The organism is Sphingobacterium tabacisoli (genome assembly GCF_017908035.1).
GTDB lineage: Bacteria > Bacteroidota > Bacteroidia > Sphingobacteriales > Sphingobacteriaceae > Sphingobacterium > Sphingobacterium tabacisoli.
In genome coordinates, this window is the sequence record NZ_JAEQMU010000009.1 from 49,250 (window position 1) to 65,750 (window position 16,501).

The following is a 16,501-nucleotide window of genomic DNA, read 5'->3' on the forward strand; positions in this document are numbered from 1 at the left end:
ATGAAAACACCTGTCTTAATACTATTTATACTCAGTAGCATCGGTGGTCTCAAGGCCCAATCCCTACAGGGATTGGTCTTTGAAGACCTCAATCAGAATGGATATTGGGATAAAAATGAACCCTACCTGAATCAAGTCCGTATCTCTGACGGATATGATGTGGCGACTACAGCCCCAAAAGGATCTTTCAACATCCAAGTACAACCGGAATCACGGTTTCTATCCATTACAACACCCAGCGGCTACAAACCTTTATTAAAACACTATATCACTATAGATCCCAATATCGGACAATACCTATTCCCATTAATCAAAGACAATCGCCAATCCACAGACAAGACAAGACTGCTTCAGATTACGGATTCGGAGACAAGTAATAGAGGGCCATGGGTCGACAACTTAAAAAACTACGCTGTCAATCAATCTGTTTCTTTTCTATTGCATACAGGAGACATCTGCTATGAGCCAGGCCTGCAGATGCATGCTGACAAAATAAACAGCACAGAGATGGGACTTCCGACATACTATACCGTGGGCAACCATGACCTGGTGAAAGGACAATATGGAGAGCGCATGTTTGAGGATCTTTTCGGCCCTACCTACTATTCTTTCGAGTCAGGACCCGTCCACATGGTCGTAACTCCGATGTTACATGGAGACCACGCGCCCCGATACACCAAAGATCAGGTGATTCGTTGGCTAAAAAAAGACCTAGCACTTAAAGACCCCAAAAAACCACTCGTATTTGTCAACCATAACTACATTGCAGATGCAGATTTTGTACTAAAGGGAGAATCCGAGTCTATCGATCTGAAAAACTATAATCTAAAAGCCTGGCTGTACGGACATTGGCACAACAACTACATCTACCAGCATCATGGCGTATATGTCATCTGCTCCGCACCTCCACACAGGGGCGGCATTGACAATGCCGCAGGACAGTTCCTTTCAATCGAACTAAACACCGATGGTGTATCTAACATCCGTCCGATATATAGTAATCTGACACAGCATTTGGAACTAATCAGCCCCTCGCATAGCACTAAAAACCCGACACAGAAGGAAAAACTGATCGACGTAGTAGCTTACGACTCCGAGCGTCAGATTATTTCTGTAGATGCTACTGCATTGGTTGACAACAGCCAACAGATCTCTACACAACTATCACCACAAGGAGACTGGCATTGGAAGGGTTCCCTAGACACCAAACAAGCGATCCATTCTTTAAACATAATGGTCAAATACAATGACGGCAAAATATTAAGTCGCAACTACCCAATGCCCACGAGCAGCGGTACCATCACAAAACTATGGAGCACAACATTAGATGCAGCAGTATGGCGATCCAAACCTCTAATATCCAAAGATAAAATCTATTTTGGAGCCATGGACGACGGATTCGGCAAACCTTTGGGAGTGTATGCTTTAAACAAAGAAAGCGGAAAGGTTATTTGGTACAGCCCCACAACAAACTCCATAAAGAACGAGCTTCAATTGATCAATAATACACTGCTGGCTACAGATGTAGAGGGTAATGCTTATGCACTAAATGCCGAAAACGGAAAAACAATTTGGGACAACAAGGTCTCGCATCCTACCATCCCGGCTTTTGTCTCTGGCCCTACAGTAGACCAGCAGTATTACTATACCGGAACAGGTACAACATACCGAAAGATTGCTATTGCGAAAGGTGAAACACAGTGGACAAGCACAGGTACCCAAGGCGGTGAAGCATCTCCTGCAGCCATGTCCCTATATAAAGATCAATTATTTGTTGGTGTCAACTGGAATGCACTATATGCATTGAATAAGAATAATGGAGAGGTTCTATGGAAAAATAATGATAGGGCATTGATATTCCGGAGTGCTGCTGTATCCTTTGCAAAGGATACTCTATATGCTGTCGGCAGCGGTTCTATCTACAAATTCAACCCTGCAGATGGCCAGGTATATCACAAAAAAGAAACCGAGGATAACCTTAATGTGATGGGAGCTCCACTAATTTTGGATCATTTGCTCATCTTAGGGACCGGCACGGGAGGAGTCAAAGCATACGATCGAGGTTCATTGACTGAGAAATGGCAATTTCAAACAGAGAATGCCCTTGTCTATACCTCTCCCTATACAGGACCGGAGCAGTCTCCTCGTATAGCCACCGTCGAGCCATCTATCCTACAACATAAAGGCAGACTCTATGTCGGAGCTTCAGATGGTCATCTCTATATTTTGAGCTTAGCGGGAGAGCTATTACAGAAAATAAATTTTGGAGCCCCAATATTTGCAGACCCAGTAATTGTAAATGACCGGTTATATGTTGCTGACTTTTCAGGGACAGTAACCTGCTTCAAGTTGTAGCTACCTAGCAAAGTACAACAACAGACACAAGAGAAGCTTTTTACACAAAGCTTCTCTTACTATTTTTTTGAATACCCTAGATTTCAACAACTTTAGCCTAACTCTATTTAATTCTTTATCTTTGACCAAGAGTCAAAAACAGAATGTTTCGTCACAAAGGAAAACGGATAAACTACACACACAATCTAAGACTTTCCTTTGTTGCAGGCCTCGTAATTGTAAGTGAAGTTATGCAATTACAGGTGCTTACATCATTTTTGGATACATGCCCTTTTGAATTAGACTCTACGATATATCACCAGTAGCACTAATACTATCACGATCCAAAAAAAAACATGGATCCCCCCGTCCTTAATATTGCGCGACCAATTGTAGTTCCATTCACCAGTGGCATCAATTTCAGTTTTCTGCTGTACACTGTCTGTAGACATAGAGCCCTTCGCCTGATGCGTACGAGCATCTGCGACTAAGATTTCTCCTCCCTTACTCCATACTCCTCCCTCAGGATGATAGAAGAAAATCGAGTCTGTTCGCAGTCGCCAATACGACAAACTGCTATCCTCCCGTTGCCATGACGACTTCTCCAAAGAGAGATACAGACTTTCCTGTTCTTTAGTTTGACCCTTAACTGTTTCCTGCTTCTTTCGGTTGATGCGACAGCCAATAAGAACAAAAGAGATAATGATGATTGTGATGTATTGCATGGTTATAAAGTTATCGTGCTATGTCCCGAATTTACTCCGGGGTTAACAAGCCTATATAATTAATTATATTTTGAGATCACAATCTGGATAACAGGTTAACATGTTCACTCGTTAACCTGATCAACCCAACCCGCCAACGCATACACCGTCCGCAGGTGTCGACGTCGGGATTGGACACGATCATTACTATTTCCCTCGATCGTGATCAAGTAATCGTTAGCCCGCTCTTTAACCAGTCCCACATGATTAATACGTTTCACTCTGGTTCCGTATATACCGAATACATGCGCTTTTACCTTCTCACTTTCTAACGTTTTAACCTTTTCACCACTTCTCCAATACACCCGAGCCTTTGGAAACAAGGCCGGAGACCACGGGTTACGTGGAACGTCAAATCCAGCTTGCCCATAAACCCAACTCACAAAAACCGCGCACCACTCATAGCCTTTACCAAGATTAGTATAGTGGAGGTATTCTTCTACACGAGGACCGTCGTTATTGCCAGTCGCTTCACGGACGCCAAGTTCTTTTGAAGCTATCGTTATTATTGATTGACGAATACTAGCAAAAAGAATCTTATCATCTTTAATCTTCATGTCTTCGTCGCCAGACGGGTTCCTTCTTTTTCCCAAAAAGAAGCAAAAATCGTCGCTCGAACCTTTTGACCGTACTGTAGTGCCTCCCCCTACTAATGTCAAAAGCTTCACAGGCGACATTAATTTTGGTTGTAAGGGACTACTAGCACTTGCTAGATAAGGCGGTCTAGGTTGTGAGACTGTTTGAGTTCTTGATGTTTCGTCATCCAACGGCCTAGGGTGATACAGCGTTAAGAATATTTTTTGCAGGTCGTTAAAAACATATCGATGAAGTGGAGCGAAGTGCAACGGCTCCGAGATGTTTAGACCTGTCAAGAAATATTTAGCGTCGTATTGCCCAAGTCTTGATTTGTTTGCTTCTTTATTTATCAAGGAATAAAGAAGAGCCTCTCGCGGCTTAAGCGAGCTTAAAACACTACTACCATCGCCTTCAAAACTGCATAAAGCAGTAAAAAGAAAACCGAGAAATAGATAATACATTGTTGCCATGATGATAGTTGATTAAAATGATGACCAAACTGTTTACGAAATGATTTAAGCGGATGCCACAGTAGCTCCTGCAGCCATATACTGATATAGATAGCGAGCCATCCTACGAGCAGCCCAAAGACCGCAACGGTCAGCGTACCAAAGTCCAGCACACCGATGGCAGGATCCATAAGCTGTAATATGACCGATAGACCTACCCAACCAATAATCAGGAAGAGAAAGCCAAAGAATAGCTTCTCTTTTAAAGAGAGTTCATTCTGCCAGCCCTGGGCCAGCCATGAAGGGTTGTTTGTTAATGTTTGCATATTATTAAGATATAAGGTTACGAGGTTATGTAGTTATAGCATTCAGCAAGTAATGAGTGTTCAGCATCAATAAAAACCAAGGTATTGGCTACGCGAGAAGTACTTTCTGTCCCTATCATGCACCACAAGATAGAGATGGACAGGACGACCATGCAGTATACTGGGCAGTGCGGTCTCCATCTTTTCATCCCTGCGCAACACCTTCTCTTCATTGATAGCCGCGTTTCCCTGCTCCACATCATATGCACAGAGGATCAGCTCATCGTCCCACTCGACATCTGCTATACGAGACTCCACCAAAGTCCACTCCAAGACAAGTGTATCTCCCTGACGGAATACCGTATTGATTTGCTGCCCTACAAATGATCCATTTGACAATTTCGCCAACGCAGGATCAACCTTTATATCAGGATACTCTCCCACCATGGCATTACGGATCAAGAAAGACATCGCTTGTCCGATTGGACTCTTCACTTTCTTACCTCTTGAAAACCCCATACGGATCAAACTATTGAGGGGGTTTATAAAAAACCTTGCCTGTGCAAAGCGCTGTCGCACAGTCAGAGCTGCTAGAGGAGCCGCTTCCTTTATTTTCTTTTCAGATATGACCAACATAATCTCCAAAATTTAAAGGGACGAACCAGAGGGAGTATAAATCCCTCCGGCTCAGCCCCTGGATTAAACCATTTATACCAAATCCAATTCGCCTAGATACGAGCTTCTAGACACTTTTTTACCTTTGCGATCTGCAAAGAATATCCATACATGCCCTTTACCTCCCAAGAAGTGAGTCGGGATGACAATATCTACCGTACCATCCGCACGTGTCGGTGGCGTAGGTACCGTCATAAACTCATTTATCGTAGGCTGATGCAGCAGGATGACCACCTGATCATCGGCTTTGGAGCCGTACAGCGAATTAAGCGCAGTATCCCAATCGATAGAAAGCGTACCGGCAGCTACCGAAGCTGTCATAGCTCCACCGCCCACAAACGATCCCGAGCTGATCAGGATCTTGCTGTAATCCAGCTCAAATAAGGGATAGACACCTGTCACCGCAGTATCCATATTCGCCTGTAGCGCTACATTGGCAGGCGTCATCGCATCGGCATTCTTCTGTCCGAAGCCCAATTTCAGGATCGGTGCTATCGGCATCAGAAACTTTGTAATAGTCGCAAACCGCTCCTGTTGGATTTTCTGTTCTTCACTAAACGGTTTTGTCCGTTTTTTGGAGAGCCCTTTGATGTAGTCGATTCCCTTCCAGCTGCTCCCGATCACCGAACCTGCTTTTCCTTTGAAGCCACCATTTGCTCCATGTTTGATTGTTGCCATTTTTTTGAAATTTAAAAATTAAACCATACGTAAAGAATTGACATATACCGGTATTAATTGCTTTACACGGACAAACATAGTTCCTAACACATACCCCTGTCAATAGCCAGAAGACACTTGTCGGGAGTATGGCGGACATCACCCAAGATACTGTCGGGACGCTGTCGGTATCAAGTTCCGCCCAGGGCTAGACCTGTTCCGTACCAGCTCTGTACCAGCTTCGGAATTTCCAGTTCCTATAATCCGTATTCCAACACCTATTCATCGCGTGCACCTGATAACAACGTGATGAATAGGTGATAAATCTGTGATAAAAAGGTGATGTGCGGCCGAAGCTGGTACGAAGCGAGGGCGAAGCCATAGCGAAGATGGTCAAGGCATGATATTGGGCATCCTACGGTGGTAGATACGGTAGAAAATCACTACATCACTTTTGGTATAGTACTTTTCAACGCCCTGGGTAAATTTAGAGCGGATCATCTCTTCCTTTACCTTACGGTTGAGCGTCCGCTCAGATATCCCTACGTAGGCGCACACCTCCTTTGTGGACATATATCCCTCATCTAAAGCAACTTTTAAAAAACCCATTAGGAGTTCTCCTTTCTTCAGAAACAATGTTTCCAGCGCACGGTTACCAGGACCGTCTGCAGTCAATGGGGAAGAGGAATCTAATAATCTTCGCAGAAGATCCTGTGTAATACCTATAGAGGCCTCTATACGCGATAGAACCGTCAATATTTCTGGAATTGAATTAAGCATGGTTATGGTCATTTAGGCCATACCGAAACCACGGGGATATCGCTATAAATCCCCTATGACAGGTTAAAAATGGAGGAGAATCCGTCTACAGCCGCTCACCTAGATCAATATACTGATCAGCCCAGTCTTCTGGAAAACTCGCTCTATGTTGGAGATGAGACACGACTTTACTTTTTAACCCCTTGGAAATACCGCTCAGCTCGGCTACGGTACACCGCTCCTGATCAGCAATATGCTCCAGAACCGAGGCACTCAGCTCTCCGTCTGCCCGAACTAGGATTTTTTTCCGTTTCTGACACACAAAATACCATACATTGAGCCACACACCACGCCTTATCTCGACAAACCAGCCGCTTACCAATAGATACGAGAGCACAACAGAAGTACTCTTCATACTATGTCTGCTTCCATCAACGGTGTAACACCGGCCATACTTATTAAAGATCAAAAGGACTACTTCCTTTGCCAATAGGCGCTTCATATTGTCCGGAATAGACCCTTTTTCTACCAGATCCTGGACACGCTCGCTGATACTGACCCTCGCAGTAGGGTATTCTACCCGACGGCTTATTCCATAAGCAATCATACTGCTTCTCAGATGAATAGCAGGAAGATATATAGGGTGCCACAAAGGTCTTAGCTGCAGCAAAAAAGACTGTAACAACATGAATAAAACAAATATCGGAAACCCCTCAGTCGGAAAGCTAGAATCCCAGACCGAACTATCTGCCACACGAAATAATAGCTTGACTGCCATAAAATGCAATAGCAATAATGGGACAGCAACCGATATCAAATACCATAAAGCGAGCCTTCCTCTACGTGCGGGATCCCCCAAAGGATTACGGTGTTCAAAAAAAAGAATGTAAGCAATCACCAATACAAAAGAATAGAGAGTAAAAAGCAAAAACGACACCACACAGATCAACCAAAAGACAATATTGTCTATATAAACATTTATCATCCAAAAACGGCTACCTGTATTCACCAGATAAGCAAACAGCATAACCACGAACACCATAGAGGCCTGATGTAATTTTCGTAAGACCGACATATAAAAAAGTTTATAAAAGGCTAGTAACCAACCTACAATATATAAACATTTTCTTTAAAATTATTCTTTATCCTGAAAAAACAAATTTCATCATGGCGTTTTTCTTCTATTCAGCCACATACCCTATACCACGCACCCCCTCCTATCTACCTCCTCACCGCTAAAAAGTTTTCCACAAAACAACCGTTCGTCCGAAATATACCCCAACAGCCCCCGTTCTCCTTTTTCCAATAACGGGCGCACCCTATATTCGCACTGACATGGGCAAGATAGAACGACTATCTCCCAACTGATAGATAACCTTTTAAAAAATTAATTTCTATGAAAAAACCATTCAATGTATCCGGTGTCGCCGCGGTACAGTCCTGGCTGATGCAACTCTCGGATCAGGATCTCGCCCTAGAGCTACAGCTACTCCAAAAAGATCCTGTCGTCTGGCTATTATTACACTTTGAGTTTACACCCTCCCAAGAGCAGCAACTTCGCAGTCTAACAACCGACTTTCTTGAGGCATTGGCCCAGGCGCTCGCCAACAGTTGGCAGAACAGGGAGCTTGTCGCCTTCCAAAAGAATGAGCCGCCTGCCGCTCCCATCGCAACGAAAGATAAAAGCCACAACAAGGATGTCTTATTTTTCGGGACTACATCCAGCCAACAGCGTATCGCCGAAGATAGCCGACCGCTGAGCAGCAGTGCGCTAGCTGTACAGATCATATACAGCTAGTAATTTTTGAGACACGAACCATAGCCCCACGCTGACCGAAACCCGGAGTGGGGCTACTATAATAAACCATGCAACCTGAGACAATCCCTATATATTGAACTAGAGCAGCTAATTCGGCTCTCGTGGTAGCCACTACCAAGATCGAAATTTGTAACACACACAGATTATACCCATATGAACAGTAATACGCACAGTGGTCTCGACCAATATCTAAGTAGTATAAAAGCCGACTGGAAAATCCATTATCCCGATCTGGAGAAACATCTACAGCTAGAGCAGCTATACGCCAGCGAGTGGCTGTACCATGAACAAGGATGCATCTACCTCCTTCTCGAGGGGGTATTAGGCAAGTATAAGAAGAATATACCCTTGCGGTATGTGTTACCTCATGAACCCATAATAATCCTACAGGAACAATCTCCAACACGCTTCAAAGCGCTAACCCATGCATTGCTCTACAAGATAGACCAGCAGAAGCTGTACGAACTCCACCGGCTCTATAGTGATATAGCACAGCTCTATCACCGCATCTGGCTCAATCATCATCAATACCTAGAATACCGCAACAACCTACTTGAGTACCGCAAAGGCGAAAGGCTAGAAGTATTCCGTAAGGACTTTCAGGTAGTGATCCCATTAATCACACGGAAGGAACTCGCTCAATATCTCAATCTAAGCGAAGAATATTTACGTCAACTCTTCTGAATATAAATCCCCAACTAATTGGGGTATGAAACCCAACTTTTACCAGAATACCTGCTTTAATTTTGAGATATAATAGTAAAAAAGAAATGACAGCAGTAGCAACATATCAACCATCAGGTACAGCACAAGCAGGCAGACACCGAGCCTTGCGGATAGACTCCGCAGCTATAGGCCATCCCTCCTGGGGGCAGACCTACCCTATGCTGTATTCAGTTGGCATGATGAGAAGCTATTGCTACCGGCCGCTATTCAAACGGATACGGCGTAGATTCGCGGTATACCCGTGAGGCGGTATTAAAGAGAATGGTCTGGCAAATAAGGAGTCCCACCGCCAAGAACCAAAAAGCTCTCTTCGTGAGGGCTGGGGCCAATGAAGTATCTGATTTTTTTAACCAAGGCAGATACCGCCATTGTGATCAATTCATAAATCTAAGTTACGTAATTCCAATATTATGGCACTACAATGGTTTAAATACAACAGCGGCAACGCTTCTGATCCGGCAAGCTACACTAAGCATGGTGCAACAGCACCGACAGACTGTAGCACACCAACACAGCAGCTCTGTGCTATTCGGGCAGAAGAAGATACAAACGCAAAACCCATTATCGACAATACTATTCTAATCGAGATGGTTAATGCACTACAAGCTGAAAGTAATAAACCTGGCTTCGTCTTATTGAAGCCTCGTTAACAGCGTGTAAGGTAAACAGTGTATAGTAATCCAATTAGGGTATGGTTGAAGAAACCATACCCTTTTGCCTTTATAAGTTGACCTCTTCAACAACTAAAACATCTATTTTTCGTTCTTCGATTTCTCCACGAATACCATAAACGACAAGCTGTTTATTCAATTCTTCCAAAGTTTTAACATTTCCTACCTCGATTCTAGTATCAATATTTACCTCGTCTATGACAGGTGGGAATTGGTTTACGTAATCTAAAAAAGTAGCAAATACTTTCGAACCAACGTAGACCATCTGCCCCTCTTTCTTCTCTTTAGATGGTACAGCAACACATGATTTGAGAACCAAGCAAGGCATAAGTTTTTTATCAAGATAAATTTTTACACCGTATATGCTTTCAAAGTCATACATAATTTCTAGAGCCTGTATAGAATCCGGTCTCTTTATCCTATCGTAGCGTTCATATGATATCCCATTGTCTACAAGCCATACTTCTTTAGGATTAGCAGAGAAATTCTCATAAATTGTTGAATCCTTCACTTTCCACACCACCCTGTCCATTCGTGGGACGAAGTACTTATCTAAAAGCTTAGCATTCGCCATTAAGCTCTTTAACGCACTATATATTCCTGAATTGAAAATAGATGACCTATATAAGCCCGTAACACTGTCCGTTTCAAACTTCCACGGCTGATAATTTACATCACTTTGATAACCTGAAAAAAACACACCCGCTTTTAAAATTTCAGTAACGCTACCGCTTGCCGCAAGAAGATTTCCTTTGCCAAAATCATCTTTCAATGGCAGATCTATGCTTCCCTGCTGATGTAGCTTGAGGATATTATCCGACGTTATGAATCCACTGGAAGTAATAGCCTGCACCTTTCCCTGATATAGCAATATTGCCTGTGGAATACTCTTGTATGGGAACATTTTTCTGAAGTAATCATCTTGATAGATTACAGGGAGATTTACTTTATGCTCTTTAAGATACTCGTTTTTATGGAAGAAGTCCGTCATCGTCTTCTTATCTTCAGGCGTAACTATTATGACTTTAAAAATATTTCCATGTTTCTTTTCAAGCTCCTGTAGATGCGGCATGATCTGTATACAGGAACCACAAGAGGTCTCAAATAAATCGATCAGTACCACTTTATCGTACAATGCCTTCCAATTGATCTTATTCTCCATTCCACGCATCAGCTTTATGGAGCTAGGTGGTGTAAACTGCTCACCGACATAAAGTCTTTTAGAGAGATCAATCACTTTAGCGTTCTGTGCAATCAGGTTAATGTGCGTACTGATCAAAGTCAGTAATATTATAAATGGCTTTAAATTTTTCATTTCTTGTTATCTTTAATTGGTTATCGTCTATTTTGTTGTACACCGCTTAGTTCTATTACCGTTTCGGGTATTCTATAAGCGTACCGTAAGTCATTTGGTGGTAAAGTATAGGTCTGATCACCTATAGTACGTTTCAACGTAGTCTGAAATCGCGGATCTAGATTGAGCCGTTTGAGGTCAGACCAACGTCTACCGCGAAACACCAATTCTTTACGTCGTTCCGTCAGTATTGTACGAAGCAATTCGTCTTCATTAGATTCAGACACAGGGATAAACAGCGCATCCTTATTCCATCTTGATTTTAAAAGTGTATTGAGTGCTTTGTGGGCTTCATCAAACTTGCCGATACGGGCGGCAGCTTCCGATTTTACGAGATAGATCTCACTGGTAGTAATCCCAAAGAACAGTGTATTACTCTGATCGTAGCTCCCTTTAAAATAGTGAGTGCCTTCGGGCTCGATATTAGCTTTGAAAAACGCACGTTTACGTAAGTCATCATCCGAATACGCGGAAAATAAAATAGTATCTACCAATGCATTAGTAGCTCCCAAGGGATTCGTTGTAATAGCTAGAGCGGGAAATAGTACTTCCACATTAAATCTTAGCATGGGGTAATTAGCGTTTAAAGCCAGACTATGGAAGTCCAAGAGCTCAGGACTCAACTGTAAACAGGAGTCAGCATAAATGTAGGCTTGATTAAAATCTCCCATATCCAAAAAAACACGAGCCAATGCTCCATAAGCACTAGCTTTATGGGGCCGTCCTTTTGTCGTTTCTACAATGGGGAGATTAGCGATCGCTGTCTTAAAATCCGATATGATCTGCTTGTAAGTATCCACTAGGGATGGACGAATCGATTTTTGGTCTATACCAGGACTGAGCCGCACTGGAACACCCATTTCATGAGCAGCTGTTGACATGGTATATGCGGGACTATAAATTTCAGTAAGCTGATGAAGTGCAAAAGCTCGGTAGAAATGCGCTCCTCCGTGTATGCGCTTATATCTTCCATCAGCTTCGTCTACCCCTTTCAGAATATCCAATACCTGATTGGATATATATACCACCTTGTAGGGCCGTTGCCACTGGATTGTATTCGTATAGGGTTCATCCGCCCAGATATAGGCCATACGCTGTTCGTAATTGGTTATGCTCTGCCATACATCTTGGGTCAGAAAGTAATCATCTACCCCAATTTCACCCCATGCCGGGTAATAGGTATTCAACGTACCGTAATCATTAAGAAGTAATTCGGTATCTTCAATAGTCTTGGGAACAACCAGCTTGATATCCGATTTTTTATCTAGAAAGTTATCGCAAGAACTCAATATCCATACTGCGACAGCTATTAAACATATTACATTCAGTTTCATTTTCATTCAGTTTAAAGGTTAAAATTGATTCCGAAAGAGCTCATCATGGGATCGGGATACCAGTCACTTCCGTATTCTGGATCTATACCATGTTTGTTGGCGCGCCATATGGCACCTAGGTTTTGGAGATAAGCATATACACGCATATCTTTCAGGCCATATCTTGCCAAACTGGGCAATCGGAGGCTCATCTGTATATCACGCAGTTTGATCTGCCCTGCATTCTCTACTAAAGCGGATGAAGATCTGTATAAGTCGCTACCCGATGTGATATTGGGATAAGTAAATGCTGGTACATCAGTCCACAATTCATCCCCCGGCTTTTGCCATCTTTGCTGATAATCGGCATGTCCATAGCTCTGATTTAGAAAATCTGAATTAAAAAATGAAGTGCGCAGAAATTTATGTCCGAGCTGATAGGATATATTCCAGGAGAGTTCCAGCCCCTTATACTGTATGCTATTCCTCCATGACCCAAAGTATACCGGTAAATAAGAGCCGTGATTTTCCAGAGTTTCGAGTTTACCGGTGGTTATTGCAGCGTAATTCTTTGAAATTTCACCATTCAGATAGCCTCTTGCTGTTCCATCTTCAGGGTCCAGTCCAGCCCATTTGTAGGTACGCAGACTATTGAGCTGCTCTCCTTCTACCGCTGTAGAGCGAGCTCCAACTAAAAGAATAGCCATATCGGTTTCCAAAAATGCTTTGGTCACCATCGTCTTTGAATAAGAAAATACCAGATTACTATTCCATATCCAGTTTTTAAGTGAGAGCGGTTTTCCATTCAAGGACACTTCTACTCCGCGGGTATCCAGATTTGCGGTATTGATCCGCATGGATGTAAAACCTGTAGTCGGATCGATCTCTCCGCCTGCTATCAGATCTTTAGGCTTTTTCTGATAGTATTCTATCGTACCCCGGAGTACATTGTTTCTGACAGCAAAATCGAGTCCTAGATTAAGATTACTCACCCGCTCCCATCGCAGCGTCGGATTGGGCGGTGTACTCATCTCTGCATAGCTCTGCCCTGTAATGCTATTGGGCATAGGCGAAATATAGATGATAGGAGAAGCTGCTACTTCAGCATTAACATTACCATTATAGCCGTAGGTGGCTCTAAGCTTCAATAGCGGGAATAAGTCTTTATCCATAAATGATTCTCCTGACAGTAGCCATGCCCCACCTACAGACCAAAACGGCTGTCCCCTATCGTTTGTCTTTACACCAAACAGATTGGAAGCGTCCTTGCGTACACTAGAACTGAAGATATAACGATCTTTATACGTATAAGATCCATTAACATAATAGGATACAAAGCGATTCACCAGCGATTGATAATAATTATTATCCGGGATAAAAGTAGTACCGAAAAGACCATTAAGAAAAGGAACCTCTATCCCATGTGGCATCGGTTGGAATGCACCAGTCTCAGGGTCGAAACCATCGTATTGTACCGTCCTAAATTCCTTATTCACACTTCGGATATCAAATCCTCCGAACAAGCTGAGGTCATGATCGTCCCATTTTTTATCATAAGAGACAGTCATTCTGCCCTGATGGATATTGCTATTCCATAGCCTCTCTCCATAATAGTCACCCAAAGGTAAATTCCAGTACACCTGATCTCCATTCCAGCTCGCTAGGTCGTTCAATCTACGTCGCTGGCTGTAACTTTTCACTCCGTACCAATCTTCTATAGGATTGTGATTTCGCTGATACCCATAGAGTCCCGAGATCTTTATCCCAAAAGGAAACTCATATGTAGCGGATAAGTTCGTATGAAGATCACGGTTGTATTGCGTCTGGCTTGTCTGATTAATATCCTCCAACGGAATATAGTCCCATCTCATCAACCTACCTCCTGCTACGGTATCGCGGAATGTCTGGCTGAATGGCACGATGTCTACAGCTAAAGGATTTCCCCGATCATCTGCAAGCTGCATATAAGGCCAGTTGGAAACTCCTTTCCCAAGTCGCCTATAGGCGACAGGCTGAAAACTATCCTTTTTACGAGACTCCGTATAGGTTACCCCTAGATTGATCAGCAAATTCTCTGTTGCTTTGATCTGTGTATTGGACTGCAGATTCCATCGTTTGTAATCGGATGTGATTACTTCTCCTAGATTTTTATCAAAACCTACCCCTATAGAAGTACTTACTTTTTCTCCACCGGCATTTATACGTACACTATATTGCTGATTGACACCTTCACGGTAGATATACTTCAAAAAATCATCCCTCATATCGATACTACGTAAATGATCCAACTGCATATTAAGTTCCTCTTCTGTTATCAGGTTCTTCCGCTGTTGGTCCATCAGCTGGATTATCGGTTCAGGATTACTATACCAAGACCGTAAATCCCGATCGAACTTACCTTTAGCGAACAAGCTTTGCATGGCATCGATATAGTCTGTGGATCTCATGCTTGGTAGATAATAGAGATTGGGCTTTGCCTTTACACTGATACTAGTATTCACTGCAATGTTCGTCTTTTCATTAAACTTAGCTCGTTTAGTAGTTATCACTATTACCCCATTGCCGGCACGCGCTCCCCATATAGAGGCCGCTGCTGCATCTTTTAAGACGGTTACACTTTCTACATCGTTGGGATTGATGTTGTTAAAGGTTCCGTAACCATAGTCCCCCAACACATTATCATACGGGACTCCATCAATCACCACTAGAGGCCAAGATTCAGACATTAAAGTACTTTGCCCTCGAATTCTAACATTAAGCAAGTTTCCACGATTATCGTTGTATATTTTATTAGACAAAATACCCGGCACCACATCCTCCAATCTGGATACAAAATCCGTAGACACCTTACGATTGAACAGCGCCGAGTCGATAAACTCAAAGCTCCCCGTAGCTCTTTCCTTGGGTATCTTCTGGTATCCGGTAGATACCACTTCTACCTCTTCAATCTGTTTTTCATTGGCCTGTAGGGCGATATTTAATGTAGTAGACGTATTCTCATAGGCAACCCGTTGCTCTTTGTATCCGATATGTTTTATTAGTAATACCCCTGTAGGCTTATCTACGCTGATGGTAAACCTCCCCTCCCTGTCCGTGCGTGTATGCTTCTTATCTACTGTGACCGAAGCCCCTTCGATAGGCTTTCTATCCTGAAGAGATGATACCACACCTATCAGTACGGATTGAGTTAGGCCTTTGGCCCCCTGCCCGTAGGCAGGAGAAACCAAATAGCCACTAAACAACACACAGAATATTATTAAAATAGCTGATAGCTTTTGGCTCATAGCTAATGGCAATCTCCATCCACGCACTACGTCACCTCGACCGAAGTGGAGAGGTCTACAATTTGGCAATGGAAACTTTGTATTTTGTTCTTTTGGGCGACCAGAACGGTCTTGATAACGGGGACCTGTCCCGATTTTATATCGGGATAACATGTTAACTCCTTCATCCGCCAGTAGTCGGACACAGCCTTCCCCGAAGGGCAGTTCTCTCCCACCCCTTAAAAAATTGTTCATTTTTCGGTTATTTTTGATGTGACCTAATAGCTATGTGACCGTCACCCTTCTCCTATCCCGATTCTAATCGGGAAGCGAATCCACTAACTAGCGGATAAGTCGAACGGGTCTACAATCATGCAACCATAAGGCAGGCCACACGGTTAATAAATAAAATTGATTGATTCAATATCGGGCGAGCTCTCTTTTAAGTCTTTAATTGGTATAATTATCGGGTTTTATAATTGGAGCGCAAAACCGATTAGATTGGTCTCCCAGAGACCAAATCCACCCCCAAGCTACTCGGGTGCGGAGATTAATTTTTTTTCGAATTGTTTTTTCATAACTCACTTTATATTCAGTGAGTCTCTCTAGATGAGCAAAAAACGTGGAGTGCTATCTAGCTTTATCCCCCGGGTCTCACGCCTTCGAAGTCCGCATCAAACGATAGCATCCACGCCTTTATATTGCGAATATAGCAAACAAAGGTCAATGGATGTAATCTACCGCTCTCGACTTCTATAAATTGTGAGACTTGGGAAACGAGACTCGTAAACTACAATTACTAACGACTTACAAAGTAACTTATAAACCCATAAATC

The 16,501-nt window shown here is 43.0% G+C and carries 15 protein-coding genes; 5 read left to right on the plus strand and 10 right to left on the minus strand.

Going from position 1 to position 16,501, the window contains the following annotated elements:
* Complete coding sequence (locus tag JKG64_RS21780; protein WP_210356382.1) at positions 1–2,355, plus strand: outer membrane protein assembly factor BamB family protein; 2,355 nt, start codon at positions 1–3, stop codon at positions 2,353–2,355.
* A 278-nt stretch (positions 2,356–2,633) separates the two neighbouring features.
* Here JKG64_RS21780 and JKG64_RS21785 read toward each other — a convergent pair whose 3' ends face one another.
* The 7 genes from JKG64_RS21785 to JKG64_RS21815 form a co-directional block, all read right to left on the minus strand.
* Complete coding sequence (locus tag JKG64_RS21785) at positions 2,634–3,059, minus strand: hypothetical protein (protein ID WP_210356383.1); 426 nt, start codon at positions 3,057–3,059, stop codon at positions 2,634–2,636.
* A gap of 104 nt (positions 3,060–3,163) precedes the next feature.
* On the minus strand, positions 3,164–4,144 hold the full coding sequence (locus tag JKG64_RS23105) for an NlpC/P60 family protein (RefSeq protein WP_246512757.1): 981 nt from the start codon (positions 4,142–4,144) through the stop codon (positions 3,164–3,166).
* Entirely contained in the window at positions 4,063–4,449 is a 387-nt protein-coding gene (locus JKG64_RS21795) for a hypothetical protein (RefSeq protein ID WP_210356384.1), read from the minus strand. The genes JKG64_RS23105 and JKG64_RS21795 overlap by 82 nt, the downstream gene beginning before the upstream one ends.
* A gap of 66 nt (positions 4,450–4,515) precedes the next feature.
* Positions 4,516–5,064 (minus strand): DUF6266 family protein, encoded by a 549-nt coding sequence (locus JKG64_RS21800; protein WP_210356385.1) that lies wholly within the window; start codon positions 5,062–5,064, stop codon positions 4,516–4,518.
* A 72-nt stretch (positions 5,065–5,136) separates the two neighbouring features.
* Positions 5,137–5,781, minus strand: coding sequence for a DUF6266 family protein (locus JKG64_RS21805; RefSeq protein ID WP_210356386.1), 645 nt, complete (start codon positions 5,779–5,781; stop codon positions 5,137–5,139).
* A gap of 372 nt (positions 5,782–6,153) precedes the next feature.
* The gene (locus JKG64_RS21810; protein WP_210356387.1) at positions 6,154–6,540 is read right to left on the minus strand and encodes a MerR family transcriptional regulator; all 387 of its coding nucleotides are present in this window, start codon (positions 6,538–6,540) and stop codon (positions 6,154–6,156) included.
* Positions 6,541–6,625: 85 nt separating this feature from the next.
* Positions 6,626–7,594 (minus strand): hypothetical protein, encoded by a 969-nt coding sequence (locus JKG64_RS21815; RefSeq protein WP_210356388.1) that lies wholly within the window; start codon positions 7,592–7,594, stop codon positions 6,626–6,628.
* A 321-nt stretch (positions 7,595–7,915) separates the two neighbouring features.
* Between JKG64_RS21815 and JKG64_RS21820 the strand changes: the two genes are divergently transcribed.
* The 4 genes from JKG64_RS21820 (at position 7,916) to JKG64_RS21835 (ending at position 9,714) form a co-directional block, all read left to right on the plus strand.
* On the plus strand, positions 7,916–8,317 hold the full coding sequence (locus tag JKG64_RS21820; RefSeq protein WP_210356389.1) for a hypothetical protein: 402 nt from the start codon (positions 7,916–7,918) through the stop codon (positions 8,315–8,317).
* A 174-nt stretch (positions 8,318–8,491) separates the two neighbouring features.
* Positions 8,492–9,022 carry a Crp/Fnr family transcriptional regulator gene (locus JKG64_RS21825; RefSeq protein WP_210356390.1) on the plus strand — a complete coding sequence of 177 codons (531 nt, stop codon included), beginning with the start codon at positions 8,492–8,494 and terminating at the stop codon, positions 9,020–9,022.
* A gap of 86 nt (positions 9,023–9,108) precedes the next feature.
* Positions 9,109–9,309 carry a hypothetical protein gene (locus JKG64_RS21830; protein WP_210356391.1) on the plus strand — a complete coding sequence of 67 codons (201 nt, stop codon included), beginning with the start codon at positions 9,109–9,111 and terminating at the stop codon, positions 9,307–9,309.
* A gap of 165 nt (positions 9,310–9,474) precedes the next feature.
* Positions 9,475–9,714, plus strand: a complete 240-nt coding sequence (locus tag JKG64_RS21835) for a hypothetical protein (protein ID WP_210356392.1) — start codon at positions 9,475–9,477, stop codon at positions 9,712–9,714.
* Positions 9,715–9,784: 70 nt separating this feature from the next.
* Here the strand turns inward: JKG64_RS21835 and JKG64_RS21840 are convergent, their stop codons facing one another.
* Genes JKG64_RS21840 through JKG64_RS21850 form a run of 3 tightly spaced genes read right to left on the minus strand, consistent with a single transcriptional unit; the run spans position 9,785 to position 15,920 of the window.
* Positions 9,785–11,050, minus strand: a complete 1,266-nt coding sequence (locus tag JKG64_RS21840; RefSeq protein WP_210356393.1) for a TlpA family protein disulfide reductase — start codon at positions 11,048–11,050, stop codon at positions 9,785–9,787.
* Between the two features lie 20 nt (positions 11,051–11,070).
* Positions 11,071–12,423 carry a RagB/SusD family nutrient uptake outer membrane protein gene (locus JKG64_RS21845; protein ID WP_210356394.1) on the minus strand — a complete coding sequence of 451 codons (1,353 nt, stop codon included), beginning with the start codon at positions 12,421–12,423 and terminating at the stop codon, positions 11,071–11,073.
* Positions 12,424–12,434: 11 nt separating this feature from the next.
* The gene (locus JKG64_RS21850; RefSeq protein ID WP_210356395.1) at positions 12,435–15,920 is read right to left on the minus strand and encodes a SusC/RagA family TonB-linked outer membrane protein; all 3,486 of its coding nucleotides are present in this window, start codon (positions 15,918–15,920) and stop codon (positions 12,435–12,437) included.
* Positions 15,921–16,501 lie beyond the last annotated feature (581 nt).

Coding starts and splice junctions, on each gene's coding strand:
- JKG64_RS21780 (WP_210356382.1), top strand. CDS start 1: ATGAAAACACCTGTCTTAATACTATTTATACTCAGTAGCATCGGTGGT.
- JKG64_RS21785 (WP_210356383.1), bottom strand. CDS start 3,059: ATGCAATACATCACAATCATCATTATCTCTTTTGTTCTTATTGGCTGT.
- JKG64_RS23105 (WP_246512757.1), bottom strand. CDS start 4,144: ATGGCAACAATGTATTATCTATTTCTCGGTTTTCTTTTTACTGCTTTA.
- JKG64_RS21795 (WP_210356384.1), bottom strand. CDS start 4,449: ATGCAAACATTAACAAACAACCCTTCATGGCTGGCCCAGGGCTGGCAG.
- JKG64_RS21800 (WP_210356385.1), bottom strand. CDS start 5,064: ATGTTGGTCATATCTGAAAAGAAAATAAAGGAAGCGGCTCCTCTAGCA.
- JKG64_RS21805 (WP_210356386.1), bottom strand. CDS start 5,781: ATGGCAACAATCAAACATGGAGCAAATGGTGGCTTCAAAGGAAAAGCA.
- JKG64_RS21810 (WP_210356387.1), bottom strand. CDS start 6,540: ATGCTTAATTCAATTCCAGAAATATTGACGGTTCTATCGCGTATAGAG.
- JKG64_RS21815 (WP_210356388.1), bottom strand. CDS start 7,594: ATGTCGGTCTTACGAAAATTACATCAGGCCTCTATGGTGTTCGTGGTT.
- JKG64_RS21820 (WP_210356389.1), top strand. CDS start 7,916: ATGAAAAAACCATTCAATGTATCCGGTGTCGCCGCGGTACAGTCCTGG.
- JKG64_RS21825 (WP_210356390.1), top strand. CDS start 8,492: ATGAACAGTAATACGCACAGTGGTCTCGACCAATATCTAAGTAGTATA.
- JKG64_RS21830 (WP_210356391.1), top strand. CDS start 9,109: ATGACAGCAGTAGCAACATATCAACCATCAGGTACAGCACAAGCAGGC.
- JKG64_RS21835 (WP_210356392.1), top strand. CDS start 9,475: ATGGCACTACAATGGTTTAAATACAACAGCGGCAACGCTTCTGATCCG.
- JKG64_RS21840 (WP_210356393.1), bottom strand. CDS start 11,050: ATGAAAAATTTAAAGCCATTTATAATATTACTGACTTTGATCAGTACG.
- JKG64_RS21845 (WP_210356394.1), bottom strand. CDS start 12,423: ATGAAACTGAATGTAATATGTTTAATAGCTGTCGCAGTATGGATATTG.
- JKG64_RS21850 (WP_210356395.1), bottom strand. CDS start 15,920: ATGAACAATTTTTTAAGGGGTGGGAGAGAACTGCCCTTCGGGGAAGGC.